12 protein-coding genes and 1 tRNA gene are annotated in these 13,813 nt (G+C 71.6%); 6 read left to right on the top strand and 7 right to left on the bottom strand.

Going from position 1 to position 13,813, the window contains the following annotated elements; all coding sequences use genetic code 11:
• Positions 1–46: 46 nt before the first annotated feature.
• Positions 47–1,252, top strand: coding sequence for an ArsA family ATPase (bagB, locus tag K8U61_RS12840; protein ID WP_224123425.1), 1,206 nt, complete (start codon positions 47–49; stop codon positions 1,250–1,252).
• On the opposite strand, the gene K8U61_RS12835 is transcribed toward bagB, so the two are convergent.
• On the bottom strand, positions 1,236–1,529 hold the full coding sequence (locus K8U61_RS12835; protein WP_224123424.1) for a WhiB family transcriptional regulator: 294 nt from the start codon (positions 1,527–1,529) through the stop codon (positions 1,236–1,238). The genes bagB and K8U61_RS12835 overlap by 17 nt on opposite strands.
• Positions 1,530–1,772: 243 nt before the next feature.
• Here K8U61_RS12835 and K8U61_RS12830 point away from each other — a divergent pair, with 243 nt between their 5' ends.
• A complete protein-coding gene (locus K8U61_RS12830) occupies positions 1,773–4,178 on the top strand; it encodes a transglycosylase domain-containing protein (protein ID WP_224123423.1) in 2,406 nt (801 codons plus the stop codon).
• A gap of 12 nt (positions 4,179–4,190) precedes the next feature.
• Here K8U61_RS12830 and K8U61_RS12825 read toward each other — a convergent pair whose 3' ends face one another.
• Complete coding sequence (locus K8U61_RS12825) at positions 4,191–4,652, bottom strand: GatB/YqeY domain-containing protein (protein WP_224123422.1); 462 nt, start codon at positions 4,650–4,652, stop codon at positions 4,191–4,193.
• Between the two features lie 26 nt (positions 4,653–4,678).
• Between K8U61_RS12825 and K8U61_RS12820 the strand changes: the two genes are divergently transcribed.
• The 4 genes from K8U61_RS12820 to K8U61_RS12805 all read left to right on the top strand — a co-directional run bounded on the left by K8U61_RS12820 (position 4,679) and on the right by K8U61_RS12805 (position 9,787).
• Positions 4,679–5,617, top strand: coding sequence for a metallophosphoesterase (locus tag K8U61_RS12820; RefSeq protein WP_224123421.1), 939 nt, complete (start codon positions 4,679–4,681; stop codon positions 5,615–5,617).
• 79 nt (positions 5,618–5,696) lie between these two features.
• Positions 5,697–5,770: transfer RNA gene (locus K8U61_RS12815), tRNA-Pro, on the top strand.
• A gap of 95 nt (positions 5,771–5,865) precedes the next feature.
• Positions 5,866–6,543, top strand: a complete 678-nt coding sequence (locus K8U61_RS12810; RefSeq protein WP_224123420.1) for a hypothetical protein — start codon at positions 5,866–5,868, stop codon at positions 6,541–6,543.
• Positions 6,544–6,643: 100 nt separating this feature from the next.
• Positions 6,644–9,787, top strand: a complete 3,144-nt coding sequence (locus K8U61_RS12805) for a M14 family metallopeptidase (RefSeq protein ID WP_224123419.1) — start codon at positions 6,644–6,646, stop codon at positions 9,785–9,787.
• Positions 9,788–9,817: 30 nt separating this feature from the next.
• Here K8U61_RS12805 and K8U61_RS12800 read toward each other — a convergent pair whose 3' ends face one another.
• From K8U61_RS12800 to K8U61_RS12780, 5 genes are read right to left on the bottom strand one after another with little or no spacing between them, the layout of a single operon-like run.
• Complete coding sequence (locus K8U61_RS12800) at positions 9,818–10,861, bottom strand: aspartate-semialdehyde dehydrogenase (RefSeq protein ID WP_224123418.1); 1,044 nt, start codon at positions 10,859–10,861, stop codon at positions 9,818–9,820.
• A 1-nt stretch (position 10,862) separates the two neighbouring features.
• Entirely contained in the window at positions 10,863–12,137 is a 1,275-nt protein-coding gene (locus K8U61_RS12795) for an aspartate kinase (RefSeq protein ID WP_224123417.1), read from the bottom strand.
• Between the two features lie 42 nt (positions 12,138–12,179).
• Entirely contained in the window at positions 12,180–12,800 is a 621-nt protein-coding gene (locus K8U61_RS12790; RefSeq protein ID WP_224123416.1) for a DUF5063 domain-containing protein, read from the bottom strand.
• Positions 12,793–13,392: a recombination mediator RecR gene (gene recR, locus K8U61_RS12785; protein WP_224123415.1), complete on the bottom strand. Its 600-nt coding sequence runs from the start codon at positions 13,390–13,392 to the stop codon at positions 12,793–12,795. Before recR ends, K8U61_RS12790 begins: the two co-directional genes overlap by 8 nt.
• Before the next feature lie 10 nt (positions 13,393–13,402).
• Complete coding sequence (locus K8U61_RS12780; protein ID WP_224123414.1) at positions 13,403–13,795, bottom strand: YbaB/EbfC family nucleoid-associated protein; 393 nt, start codon at positions 13,793–13,795, stop codon at positions 13,403–13,405.
• Positions 13,796–13,813 lie beyond the last annotated feature (18 nt).

Here is a 13,813-nt window from a genome sequence, read left to right as displayed (position 1 = left end):
TTCCCCCGCTGCGCTCCTCCAGTCCGCACTTCCGCGGGGACCCCGGATGAAGAGCCGTACCCGGGTCGGCCCACTGGCGACGACCAACGGCACCGCGCCGGCGATCGACGTCGACGCGCTGCTCGACGACCGCGGCACCGGCATCATCGTCTGCTGCGGGTCGGGCGGCGTCGGCAAGACCACGACCTCCGCGGCCCTCGCGCTGCGGGCGGCCGAGCGCGGCCGCCGGGTCGTGGTGCTCACCATCGACCCGGCCAAGCGGCTCGCGCAGTCGATGGGCATCGAGCAGCTGGACAACACCCCGCGGCCGGTCACCGGCCTGCGCACCAACGCGAAGGGCAACCGCAAGGGCGGCAGCCTCGACGCGATGATGCTCGACATGAAGCGCACCTTCGACGAGGTGGTGGAGAGCCAGGCCACCTCGGAGAAGGCGAAGCAGATCCTGGACAACCCCTTCTACGTCGCGCTGTCGAGCTCGTTCGCGGGCACGCAGGAGTACATGGCGATGGAGAAGCTCGGGCAGATCCACGCCGCCGCGCAGGCCGACGGCACCTACGACCTGATCGTGGTCGACACCCCGCCGTCGCGCTCGGCGCTCGACTTCCTCGACGCGCCGGAGCGGCTGTCGAGCTTCCTCGACGGCCGGTTCATCCGGCTGCTGCTCGCCCCGGCGAAGGGACCGGCCAAGCTGATGAGCGCCGGCTTCGGGATCATCACCGGCGCGCTCAACAAGATCATCGGCGCGCAGGTGCTGCGCGACATGCAGACCTTCGTCGCGGCGTTCGACACGCTCTTCGGCGGCTTCCGCCAGCGCGCGCAGAAGACGTTCGAGCTGCTCCAGGCCGACGGGACGGCGTTCCTCGTCGTCGCCGCGCCCGAGCCGGACGCGCTGCGCGAGGCGGCGTACTTCGTCGAGCGCCTCGGCGAGGAGTCGATGCCGCTGGCCGGGCTGATCGTCAACCGGGCCAGCCCCGAGCCGCGCGGCCACCTCTCGGCGGACGAGGCGATGGCCGCCTCGACCCGGCTCCGGCAGCGCGCCGACGAGTCGCCGACGGCGTCGCTGACCGCCGGGCTGCTGCGCCTGCACGCAGACCAGGCCCGCATGGTCGAGCGCGAGGCCCGGCTCCGGGAGCGCTTCGCGGCCGCGCACCCGCAGGTGCCGACAGCCGTCGTCCCGGCGCTCGCCGGCGACGTCCACGACCTCGCCGGGCTGCGGCGGGTCGGGGAGCTGCTCGCTACACCGAGACCTTGACGGTCAGCGGCGTGCCCTGCTCACGGGCGGCCTCGAGCACGGAGCGCCACGAGGCGTTCGGCCGGCGGCGGAGCAGCGCACGGCGCTCCCGCTCGGTCATGCCGCCCCAGACACCCCACTCGATCTGGTTGTCGAGCGCCTCCGCGAGGCACTCGGTGCGCACCGGGCACCCGGTGCAGAGCTGCTTGGCCTTGTTCTGCTCGGCCCCACGCACGAACAGCTGGTCCGGCTGCGCCTGCCGACACGCGGCAGCGCTTGCCCAATCTTCAACCCACATGATGTCCCCACATCACTCCGAGATAGGCGGCGTCCCCATGACGTCTACCCGGGATAGTTCCCCTCGGTAAAGAAGTTAAGGAGCCTGTCACCTCAGAAACAGACCCCATGGGTCCAAATCTCATAGTCCATTCGGACTAGTCCCTCCGGGCCACGCCTGACCCTGGGGGTGGTTCCGGACGCCACCCGGGGGGTGGTGTCGCTGAATCGGCCGGCTCAGGTCAGGTCCCGTAAACTCCTCCGCATGTCCGTCCCGCGCGACGAGCGCCCCACCGCCGGTCGCGTCGCCTCCCACCTGCTCGTGATGCTCGCCGTCGCGGGCGTCGTGGGCGTGCTCGTGGCCGGCCTCGTGATCCCGTTCGCGGGCGTCGCGGGCGTCGGCGCCCGCAACGTCGCCAAGACGATGGACAACCTCCCGGCCGAGCTCGAGACCGACCCGCTGCCGCAGAAGACGCGCATCCTGGACAGCGACGGCAACGTCATCGCGACGCTGTACGACGAGAACCGCGTCAACGTCTCGCTGGACCAGGTCTCCCGGATCATGGTCAAGGCGATCGTCGCGATCGAGGACTCCCGCTTCTACGAGCACGGCGCGCTCGACCTCAAGGGCACCCTGCGCGCACTGATCACCAACCAGGCCAACGACGGCGTGGTCCAGGGCGGCTCGTCGATCACCCAGCAGATGGTGAAGCTGACGCTGGTGCAGCAGGCGGACACCCGCGCGGAGAAGAAGGCCGCGACCGACGACACCTACGCCCGCAAGCTGCGCGAGCTGCGCTACGCGATCGCCTTCGAGCAGCACCACTCCAAGGACTGGATCCTCGAGCGCTACCTCAACATCGCCTACTTCGGCGACGGCACCTACGGCATCCAGTCGGCGGCCAAGCACTACTTCGGCGTCAACGCCAGCCACTTGGGCCTGCGCCAGGCGGCCACGCTCGCCGGCCTGGTGAAGAACCCGACGGGCTACGACCCGACCAACTCCCCCGACCGGGCGATCGAGCGCCGCGACGTCGTCCTCGACCGGATGGCCGAGCTCCACGTCATCAGCCGCGAGCGCGCCGCCCACGCCAAGGAGCAGAAGCTCGGCCTGCACGTCATCCCGGCCAAGAACGGCTGCCTCTACTCGCGGGCCCCCTTCTTCTGCGACTACGCGTACAACTACCTCCTCCAGGACCCGTCGCTCGGCAAGTCCGTGGCCGAGCGCAAGCAGCTGCTCAAGTCCGGTGGCCTGACGATCCGGACCACGCTGAACCTCCAGGACCAGGCGGCCGCCGACAAGGCGGTGACCGACCACGTCAGCAAGGGCGACCAGGCGGTCGGCGCGATGGCCATGGTCCAGCCCGGCACCGGCGAGGTCCGCGCCCTGGCCCAGTCGCGACCCATGGGCAACAGCGAGGCCCAGGGCGAGACCTTCCTCAACTACGCCGTGCCGACGAAGTACGGCGACTCCGCCGGCTTCCAGGCCGGCTCGACCTTCAAGCCGTTCGTGCTGGCGGCCGCGGTCAACGAGGGCATCCCGCTCTCCACCACGTTCAACACGCCCGTGAGCATGACCATCGACCAGGACGAGTTCGCCAACTGTCCGGGGGCTCCGTCCTTCGCAGGCGTCTGGGACGTCTCGTCGTCGACCACGACGAGCACCATGAACATGGACCTCTACTACGGCACGCAGAAGTCGGTGAACACCTTCTACGCGATGCTCGAGCGGGCCACCGGCGTGTGCAAGCCGTTCCAGATCGCCAAGAAGCTCGGCGTCGAGCTGACCAACCCGACCGGTGACGCCCAGGGCAACGGTGCCGAGCGGGTTCCGACCTTCACCCTCGGCATCGCCAACGCCAGCCCGCTGGAGATGGCCGAGGCCTACGCGACCTTCGCCGCCCGCGGCCTGCACTGCGACGCCCACCCGGTCACCTCGATCGAGGACTCCTCGGGCAACGTCTTGAAGAAGTACTCCAACGACTGCCAGCAGGCGCTGCCGCAGTCGACGGCCGACGCCGTCAACGACGTGCTGCGCGGCGTCCAGGAGCCGGGCGGCTTCGGCTACGACATCGGCCACACCGGCCTCAACGTCCCGTCGGCCGCGAAGACCGGCACCACCCAGGACGGCAAGTCGGTCTGGTACGTCGGCTACACGACCTCGATGGCGACCGCGGCCATGATCGCCGGCGCGAGCAAGGACGGCCAGCGGCCGATCCCGCTGGCCGGGCTGACGATCCACGGGACCTACATCTACGACAGCTCCGTGTCCGGCTCCGGCTTCGCGGGTCCGATGTGGGCCGAGGCGATGCAGGCGATCCAGGGCACCTTCCCGGACACCGACTTCGTCGCCCCCGACGCGACCGAGGTCTCGGGCGTCACCACCACGGTGCCGTCCGTCTCCGGCATGAGCGTCACCGAGGCGATGAGCGTGCTCAAGGGCGCGGGCTTCAACCCGATCCGCGGTGGCGCGGTCAACTCGACGGCCCCCGCCGGGTACGTCGCCTACACCTCACCGTCCGGCTCCGCGCCGTCCGGGTCGGTGATCACGATCTACGAGTCCAACGGCATCGCGCCGCCGAAGCCGACCAACAACGGCGGTGGACGCGGCAACAACGGGCCGGGCAACAACGGCAACGGCAACGGCCACGGCGGGGGTCGCGGGCACTGACCCGCAGGGAGGTCAGGCGCCCAGCTGGCGGCGTACCTCCGCGGCGACCGCACCACCGTCGGCCCGGCCCTTGACCTGGGGCTGGACCACGCCCATCACCCGGCCCATCGCCTTCATGCCGTCGGCGGCCGCGCCGGTCTGCTCGATGGCGGCCGCGACGATGCCGGCGATCGCGTCGGCGTCGAGCTGCTCGGGGAGGTAGTCGGCGATGACGGCGGCCTCGGCCGTCTCCTTGGCGGCCGACTCGGTGCGGCCGGCGTCGGCGAACGCCGTGGCGGCCTCGCGGCGCTTCTTGGCCTCCGTGGAGAGCACCCCCACGACGTCCTCGTCGCTGAGCTCGCGGGCCTGCTTGCCGGCGACCTCGGCGTTGGTGATCGCGGAGAGCACCATCCGCAGCGTCGAGGAGCGCACCTCGTCGCGCGCCTTGATGGCGGTGGTGAGGTCGGCGCGGAGACGGTCCTTGAGGTCAGACATGTCCGCCATTGTGGCAGCCTTGCCGAGTGAGCTCCCCCGCCGTCGTACGCCGCAGCGTGCTGGGCGTCGCCGCTGCCGCAGCCGTCGCGGGGGCCGGGCTGACGGCGTACGCGATGACCGAGGCGCGGGCCTACACGCTGCGACGGGCGACCGTGCCGGTGCTGCCGCCCGGCAGCCCGGACCTGCGGGTGCTGCACCTCAGCGACATCCACCTGACGCCGGGGCAGCGCCGCAAGCGTGACTGGCTGGCGAGCCTCGCCGACCTCCAGCCCGACCTGGTCGTCGACACCGGCGACAACCTGGCCCACCGCGACGCCGTCCCCGCGGTCCTCGACTCGCTCGGCGCCCTGCTCGACGTGCCCGGGGTCTTCGTGCTCGGGTCCAACGACTACTTCGAGCCGAGCCTCCGCAACCCGTTCCGCTACCTGCTGCCCGACACCGGCAAGCGCCACACGAACGTGCCGGAGCTGCCGTGGCGCGACCTCACCCGCGAGCTGAGCCGCTCCGGCTGGCTCGACCTCACCAACACCCGCGGAAGCCTCGAGGTGCGCGGGCTGCGGCTGGCGTTCGCGGGCGTCGACGACCCGCACCTGGGCTACGACCGGCTCGACGAGGTCGCGGGACCGGCGGACCCGGACGCCGACCTGCGGCTCGGGGTCGCGCACGCGCCGTACCTCCGGGTGCTCGACGCCTTCGCCGCCCGGGGGTACGACGCGGTGCTCGCCGGCCACACCCACGGCGGCCAGGTCTGCGTCCCCGGCATCGGCGCACTGACCACCAACTGCGACCTGGAACCCGCCCGGGCCCGCGGCCTGAGCCGTCACCCGGCGGACTCCCGCCCGGGGGACCCGGGGTCCTCGTGGCTGCACGTGTCGGCCGGGCTCGGCACCAGCCCGTACGCCCGGATCCGGGTCGCGTGCCGCCCCGAGGCCACGCTGCTGACCCTGGTGGCGACCACCCGCTGATCCGAGGGCCGAACCGATTTCAGCGGCCCGCGGGTGCTCGGGTATGGTTGCCCACGGCCCGCTCACGGGTGGGCCGGATCGGGCTGTGGCGCAGCTTGGTAGCGCGCCTCGTTCGGGACGAGGAGGCCGCAGGTTCAAATCCTGTCAGCCCGACACTCTGCAGGGCCCGGATCCGCGATGCGGATCCGGGCCCTGTGCCTTTCCCGCTCCGGGTTTTCCGCGCCGCTCCGAGTGGCACACTGCCGTTCGTGGGAGACGAGAACGAGCGCCAGCAGCCCTCGTTGGAGCTGCCGAAGCTCGGGCTGCGGCGGCGCAAGCGCAAGCCGGAGCCGCCCGCCCCGGTGGCCGCCGAGCCCACACCCGAGCCCACACCTGAGCCCACACCGGTCAGCGGTGGGTTGCGCTCGGTTCCCGCCGACCGGACCGAGCCGAACCCACCGCTGCCCGAGGCGCCCACGCTCGTCGAGGTCCCCGTCGAGACGGCGCCCGAGCCGGCCCCGGAGCCCAGGCGGCGCCGCGAGCGGCGCCCGATCCTGGTCCGGCCGCAGACGCCCGGGGGGATGGTCGCCGCCGTGGTGGTCGGCCTGGTCGTCGGGCTCGGCATCGTCGGGCTCACCTGGGCCTCGCTCCAGGGCTGCGACCAGGTCCAGGGCACCACGTCCTGCGGCAAGGCCGGCTACCCGCTGCTGATCGCCATCCTGGTCGTGATGGTCGTCGTGGGCGCGCTGCTCCTCCGCCTGGCCCGGGTCGCCGAGGCCGGCGCCACCAGCTTCCTCGCGGTCGGGCTGGCGAGCGTGCTGGCGCTGCTGCTCCTCGTCGACGACCTCACCGACCGGTCGATGGTCGTGGTGATCCCGGTGCTCAGCGCCATCTGCTACGCCGCCGCCCACGCGCTGACCCGCGCGTTCGGCGATGCCGCTCGCTGACGGCGAGATACCCACTTTGGGGCGTGACACCGCCGGGTCGTCGCGTTCGGATGACTAGATCGCGGCCGCTCGGGGCCGCGTCATCGAAGGTGGGATCCCCATGCGCCGACTCGCACCCCTGGCCGTCCTCACCGCCCTCGCCGCCGCCGTCGGTCTCGCCGGCGTGACGGCCCCGGGCGCCGCCGGATCCGCACCGTCCGATCGCGGCGTCGGCCCGAGCGTGTACGTCGGCAGCCTCACGCTCGAGCAGATCGGTGATCTGCGGCGGGCCGGGCTCGACCGCGAGGACATCAGCACGACGGGGTCGGGTGCCGACGGGAAGGTCGGCGTGGAGGTGGTGGTCGAGCCCGACCAGGCCGCCAAGCTCGTCGGCCGGGGCCTGCCGCTGACGGAGAAGAAGATCGCCGGCCAGCCGGTCTCGCGGCTGATGGCCGAGGCCGACAGCCCGACGGTGTTCCGGTCCTACAGCGAGCCCGGGGGCATCCGCGACGAGCTGGTGCAGCTCACCCGCGACAACCCCGGCCTCACCAAGCTCGAGCGGATCGGCGCCACCGTCCAGGGCCAGCCCATCCTGGCGGTAAAGGTCACCGCGAACGCCCGCTCGGTCCGCGACGGGTCGCGCCCCGCCGTGCTCTACTCCGCGGCCCAGCACGCCCGGGAGTGGATCACCCCCGAGATGGATCGCCGGCTGCTCCACTACGTGGTCGACGGCTACCGCACCAGCCCGCGGATCCACCGCCTGCTGCAGACGACCGAGCTGTGGTTCGTCCCCGTCGCGAACCCGGACGGCTACGACTTCACCTTCACCGAGGGCAACCGGCTCTGGCGCAAGAACCTGCGCGACAACAACGGCGACGGCCAGATCACCGGCAACGACGGCGTCGACCCGAACCGCAACTTCCCCACGAAGTGGGGCTACGACAACGAGGGGTCCTCGCCGTCGTACGGCAGCGAGACCTACCGCGGCGGCGCTCCCGCGTCCGAGCCCGAGACCCGGGCGATGGACGGTCTCCTGCGCCGGATCGGGTTCGCCTTCCAGGTCAACTATCACTCCGCCGCCGAGCTCCTGCTGTACGGCGTCGGCTGGCAGGTCTCGACCCGCTCACCCGACGACCTGATCTTCGAGGCGCAGGCCGGCGACGACGCCGACCCGGCGGTCCCCGGCTACGACCCCGACCAGTCCGCCGAGCTCTACACCACCAACGGCGAGACGACCGAGCACGCCCACGACGCCTACGGCACGCTCGCCTACACCCCGGAGATGTCGACCTGCCAGACCGCGAGCGCCGTCGACCCCGACGACGCGTTCGACCCGGACGACTGCGAGAGCGTCTTCAACTTCCCCGACTCCGAGCCGCTCATCCAGGCGGAGTTCGAGAAGAACCTGCCCTTCGCCCTGTCGGTCGCCGCTTCGGCGCACGACCCGGCCCACCCGGTGTCAGCCGTCGGGCGCACCGCGCCGGACTTCGAGGTCGACAGCTTCGACGTCTCGTACGGCGACCCGCAGACGGTCGCCGTGACGGCCCGGCGCGAGCTGCGTGGCCTGGTCCTGCGCTACTCGATCGACGGCCGCCGGCCCCGGACCGCCCCCACCCGGATGTGGCAGGGCGGCGAGCGGTACGGCGACGAAGGCACGACCTACTACGGCGAGTACCGCGGGCTGGTGCGCGGCGCCCGGCCGGGTGACCACGTGAAGGTCTGGTTCGAGGCCTGGGCGCCGGGCCGCGGCAGGCGGACCAGCCCCTCCTTCACCTACCGGCTGGCCGAGAACGCCCACCACCGGGTCCTCGTGATCGCCGACGAGGACTACGACGGCGTCAACCCCACCTACGACCCGCCGCTGACCGCGCCGAAGTACGCCGCGACGTACGTCCAGGCGCTGCGCCGAGCCGGCATCAGTGCCTCCGTCTGGGACGTCTCCCGCCAGGGTGTGCCCCATCCCCTCGGCGTCCTGAGCCACTTCCGTGGCGTCGTCTGGTACGACGGCGACAACCGGCTGACCCAGGACCCGGAGGACGAGGTGACCGAGACCTACTTCGGCGACCTCCCCGATGCCTCGGTCGCCGAGCGGGAGCAGGACCTGACGATCGCCGTGCGGGACTTCCTCAACGAGGGCGGGAAGCTGGTCGACACCGGCGAGACCGCCACGTACTACGGGATCCTCGCCGGCGACGTCGGCGGCATCTACTACGGCCTCAACGGCGACCCGACCGCCCCGTGCGAGGTGACCGACGACCCGTTCGGCGACTGCCTGCTGCTCGCCGACGACTTCGCGCAGTACTACCTCGGCCGGTACGCCCGCGGCACCTCCGAGTCACCCACCGGCTTCGCGGGCACCGGTGCCCTGGCGGGCACCGGGGCGACCTTCGGTGGCCCGGCGCTCACGGCGAACCCGCTCGACGAGTCCGGCACCTTCCCGGCCACCAGCACCGTGCTCTCCCCCGACGAGTTCCCGCTCTTCGACAGCAGCACCGCCGGCAGCTACACGGGCTCCGCCGGCGGTCCGTTCGACCCGCCGGAGGGCACGTGGTACGTCGGCGGGCTCCACGTCGACGACTCCTACATGCGGCTCACCCGCGAGGTCGACCTCACCGGCACGACGGCGGCGCAGGCACCCACGCTGCAGGCGCAGCTCTCGTACAACACCGAGGAGGGCTACGACAACGTCGTCGTCGAGGCCCACACGGTCGGTCAGGACGACTGGACGACCCTGCCCGAGGCCGGCGGACTGACCAGCACCACCGTCCCCACCGAGTGCGAGGCCGGCTTCCTCCTCGACGAGCACCCGTTCCTGCTGCACTACCTGACCCCGGGCGACCCGTGCGCGCCCACCGGGACCTCCGGCACGTGGAACGCGATGACCGGCGACTCCGGCGGCTGGCAGACCGCGTCGTTCGACCTGTCCGCCTTCGCCGGCAAGCAGGTGGAGGTGGCGATCTCCTACGTCACCGACCCGGGCTCCGGCGGGACCGGCCTCTTCATCGACGACACGCGGCTGGTCGTCGGCGGCGCCACGGTCGACAGCGAGGGCTTCGAGTCCGGCCTGGGTCCGTGGACGATCGCCCCGCCGCCGGAGGGCAGCTCGCCCGGCACCGGCAGCCTGGTGCGGTCCGAGGCGCTCTTCTCGCCGGCCGTGCACACGGGCGACACCGTGCTCCTCGGGTTCGGCGTCGAGCAGGTGGCCTCGCCGGCCGAGCAGACGGCGCTGCTGCGGCACGCCTTCGCGTCCGTGGGTCTGCGGTGACGCCCGCAGGCCCAGGACGACGGAGGAGTTTCAGCGGCTCGCGGCGATGAGCTCCGCGATCTGCACGGTGTTGAGCGCGGCGCCCTTGCGCAGGTTGTCGTTGGAGACGAAGAGCGCGAGGCCCCGCTCGCCGTCGACGCCCGGGTCCTGCCGGATCCGCCCGACGTACGACGGGTCCTTGCCGGCCGCCTGGAGCGGGTTGGGGATCTCGGAGAGCTCGACACCCGGGGCGCCGGCGAGCAGCTCGGTCGCCCGCTCCGGGGTCAGCGCGCGCTCGAACTCGGCGTTGATCGCCAGCGAGTGACCGGTGAAGACGGGCACCCGCACGCAGATGCCCGAGACGGGCAGGTCGGGGATGCCGAGGATCTTGCGGGACTCGTTGCGGAGCTTCTGCTCCTCGTCGGTCTCGTTCAGCCCGTCGTCGACGAGGTTGCCCGCGAACGGGAGCACGTTGTAGGCGATGGTCCGCCGGTAGACACCCGGCTCGGGGAACACCACGGCCTCGCCGTCGTAGGCGAGCTCGCCCGCCTTGTCGCCCGCCGCGGCGACGCCCGTCGCGAGCTCCGCGACACCGGCGACGCCCGAGCCGGAGACGGCCTGGTAGGTCGACGCGATCAGCCGGACCAGCCCGGCCTCGTCGTGCAGCGGCTTGAGCACCGGCATCGCGGCCATCGTGGTGCAGTTGGGGTTGGCGATGATGCCGCGGCCGGCCTCGATGACCTCGCGGGCGGCCTCGGGATTGACCTCGGAGACGACCAGCGGGATCGCGGGGTCCTTGCGGAAGGCGCTGGAGTTGTCGACGACGATCACGCCGGCGTCCACGAACCTCGGGACCAGGGCACGCGAGGTGGTCGCGCCGGCCGAGAAGAGCGCGATGTCGAGCCCGGTCGGGTCCGCGGTCTCGGCGTCCTCGACGACGATGTCCCGGCCCGCGAAGGGCAGCACCTTGCCCGCCGAGCGGGCCGAGGCGAAGAAGCGGATCTCGTCGACCGGGAAGGACCGCTCCTCGAGGATCTGGCGCATCGCGACGCCGACCTGGCCGGTGGCGCCGACGACGCCGATGTTGATGCCCATGTCAGCGCCCGGTCCCGCCGTAGACGACGGCCTCGACCTCGGTGGCGTCGAGGTCGAAGGCCGTGTGCGTGGCGCGCACGGCCTCGTCGACCTGCGCCTCGTCGACGATCACCGAGATCCGGATCTCGGAGGTCGAGATCATCTCGATGTTGACCCCGGCCGAGGCGAGGGCGGCGAAGAACTTCGCGGTGATGCCGGGGTGCGAGCGCATGCCGGCGCCGATGAGCGAGACCTTGCCGACCTGGTCGTCGTAGAGCAGCTTGTCGTAGCCGACCTCGTCCTGGATCCGGGCGAGCGCGCTCATCGCGGCCTGGCCGTCGGCGCGGGGCAGCGTGAAGGAGATGTCGGTGAGGCCGGTCGAGGCCGCGGAGACGTTCTGGACGACCATGTCGATGTTGACCTCGCTGGCCGACAACGCCTCGAAGATGCGAGCCGCCTCGCCCACCTTGTCGGGGACGCCGACGACGGTGATCTTGGCCTCGCTGCGGTCGTGGGCGACGCCGGCGATGATCGCCTGCTCCATGTCGTGCTCTCCTGCCTTGCTGTCCGGGATGACCCAGGTGCCTTCCTTCTGGCTGAAGGAGGACCGCACGTGGATCGGCATGTTGTAGCGGCGGGCGTACTCGACGCACCGCAGGTGGAGGATCTTGGCGCCCGAGGCCGCCATCTCCAGCATCTCCTCGGTGGAGACCTTGTCCAGCTTGCGCGCCGCGGGGACGATCCGCGGGTCGGCGGTGAAGACGCCGTCGACGTCGCTGTAGATCTCGCAGACCTCGGCGCCGAGCGCGGCGGCGAGGGCGACGGCGGTCGTGTCGGAGGCGCCCCGGCCGAGCGTGGTGACGTCCTTGGTGTCCTGGGAGACGCCCTGGAAGCCGGCCACGATCGCGATCGCGCCGTCCTGGATCGCCGCCTCGATCCGGCCCGGCGTGATGTCGATGATCTTGGCCTTGCCGTGCGCGGAGTCGGTGATCACGCCGGCCTGCGAGCCGGTGAACGACTGCGCCTTGTGGCCGAGCTGCGCGATCGCCATGGCGACCAGCGCCATCGAGATCCGCTCGCCGGCCGTCAGCAGCATGTCGAGCTCGCGCGGCGGCGGCAGCGGCGAGACCTGCTCGGCCAGGTCGCGCAGCTCGTCGGTCGTGTCGCCCATGGCCGAGACCACGACGACGACGTCGTGGCCGGCCTTGCGCGTGTTGACGATGCGCTGCGCGACGCGCTTGATGCCGGTGGCGTCGGCGACGGACGATCCGCCGTACTTCTGCACGACAATGCCCACGGTTGGTCCCTTGATCTTCGAGGTCGTTGCGAAGGTCCGAGTTTACCGGGGCGTGACGTCGCCCGATTCGAGCATCTCATCGGCGGCGGCGACCAGCTCGGCATCGTCGTCGAGCTCGGCGTCGAGCCGGTCGTGGGCGACCACGGACAGCAGCGCGTTGAGCGCGGCGCCCGCGAGGTTGCCCCACGACGAGACGTAGGAGAACTGCCACCACCACAGCGCCTCGGGGAGGTTGCCGAGCCGGTAGTGGCGCAGGCCGTTCTCCAGGTCGGTCGCGATGCTGGTGAGGTCGTCGGAGAGCTGGCTCTCCACCACCTCGGGCACGTAGGGGTCGAAGACGAACGCGTAGGTGTCGATGTTGCCGAGCATCTCGGCCAGCGCCAGTCGCATCTCGTCGATGTCGGCCTCGGGGCCGACGTCGGGCTGGTACTCGGCGATCGGGGTGAAGTCCTGCTGGGCGCCCAGCCGGGCCCCGGCGAGCAGCACCTGGCTGATCTCGAGCAGGAGCAGCGAGATCGCCCGGCCGCCGTCGGCCTCGCGGGCGATGGCCTGGAGCGCGAGCAGGAAGCTCTCCACCTGGTCCGCGATCTGCTGCGCGAACTCCTCGGTCTCCGGGTCCAGCACCGTTCGGGTCGTGCCGGGCGTCGAGCCCATCTCAGTCATCTGCTGATCGCCTTCCTGCGAACGCGCGGCCCAGGGTCACCTCGTCGGCGTACTCCAGGTCGCCACCTACGGGCAGTCCACTCGCCAGACGCGTCACGCGCAACCCGATCGGCTTGAGCATCCGGGTGAGATAGGTCGCGGTGGCCTCACCCTCGAGGTTGGGGTCGGTGGCCAGGATGACCTCCTCGATGGTGCCGTCGGAGAGCCGGACCATCAGCTCGCGGATGCGGAGCTGGTCGGGGCCGATGCCGTCGATCGGCGAGATCGCGCCGCCGAGCACGTGGTAGCGGCCGCGGAACTCGCGGGTCCGCTCGATCGCGACGACGTCCTTGTACTCCTCCACGACGCACAGCACCGTCGGGTCGCGACGCGGGTCACGGCAGATGCGGCACTGCTCGTCCTCGGAGACGTTGAAGCAGGTGCTGCAGAACTTCACCTTCGCCTTGACCTCGAGCAGCACGTCGGCGAGCCGGCGTACGTCGGTGGGCTCGGCCTGCAGCAAGTGGAACGCGATCCGCTGCGCGCTCTTGGGACCCACGCCGGGCAGTCGCCCGAGCTCGTCGATCAGGTCCTGGACGACACCTTCGTACAACGACGTGTCCTCAGAATCCCAGCTGGCCGGCGGGGCCGCCGCCGGAGAGACCGCCCAGGTCGGGCATCCCGCCACCCGCGAGCGGGCCGAGCGACTCCGCGGCCAGCGCGTCGGCCTGGGCCTTCGCGTCGCGGTAGGCGGCGACGATCATGTCGCCGAGGTCGGAGAGGTCGTCGGGGTCGCTCCCGTCGAAGCCGCCGGACTTGATCTCCACCCCGACCAGCTCGCCGACGCCGTTGACCCGGACGGTCACCGCGCCGCCGGCGACGGTCCCGTCGACCGTCGTCTCGGTGAGCCGCTGCTGGGCGCTCTGCAGCTGCTCCTGCATCTGCTGGGCCTGCTGGAGCAGGGCGTTCATGTCGAAGCCGCCGCCACCGAGGGCGTCGAAGGGGTTCTGGCTCATGGGTTGCCTCTCATCGAG

It is taken from the genome of Nocardioides mangrovi, assembly GCF_020073815.1.
In the GTDB taxonomy this organism is placed as follows: domain Bacteria; phylum Actinomycetota; class Actinomycetes; order Propionibacteriales; family Nocardioidaceae; genus Nocardioides; species Nocardioides mangrovi.
Note: the sequence above shows the minus strand (reverse complement) of the source record. Positions and strands in the feature narration are given on the sequence as shown.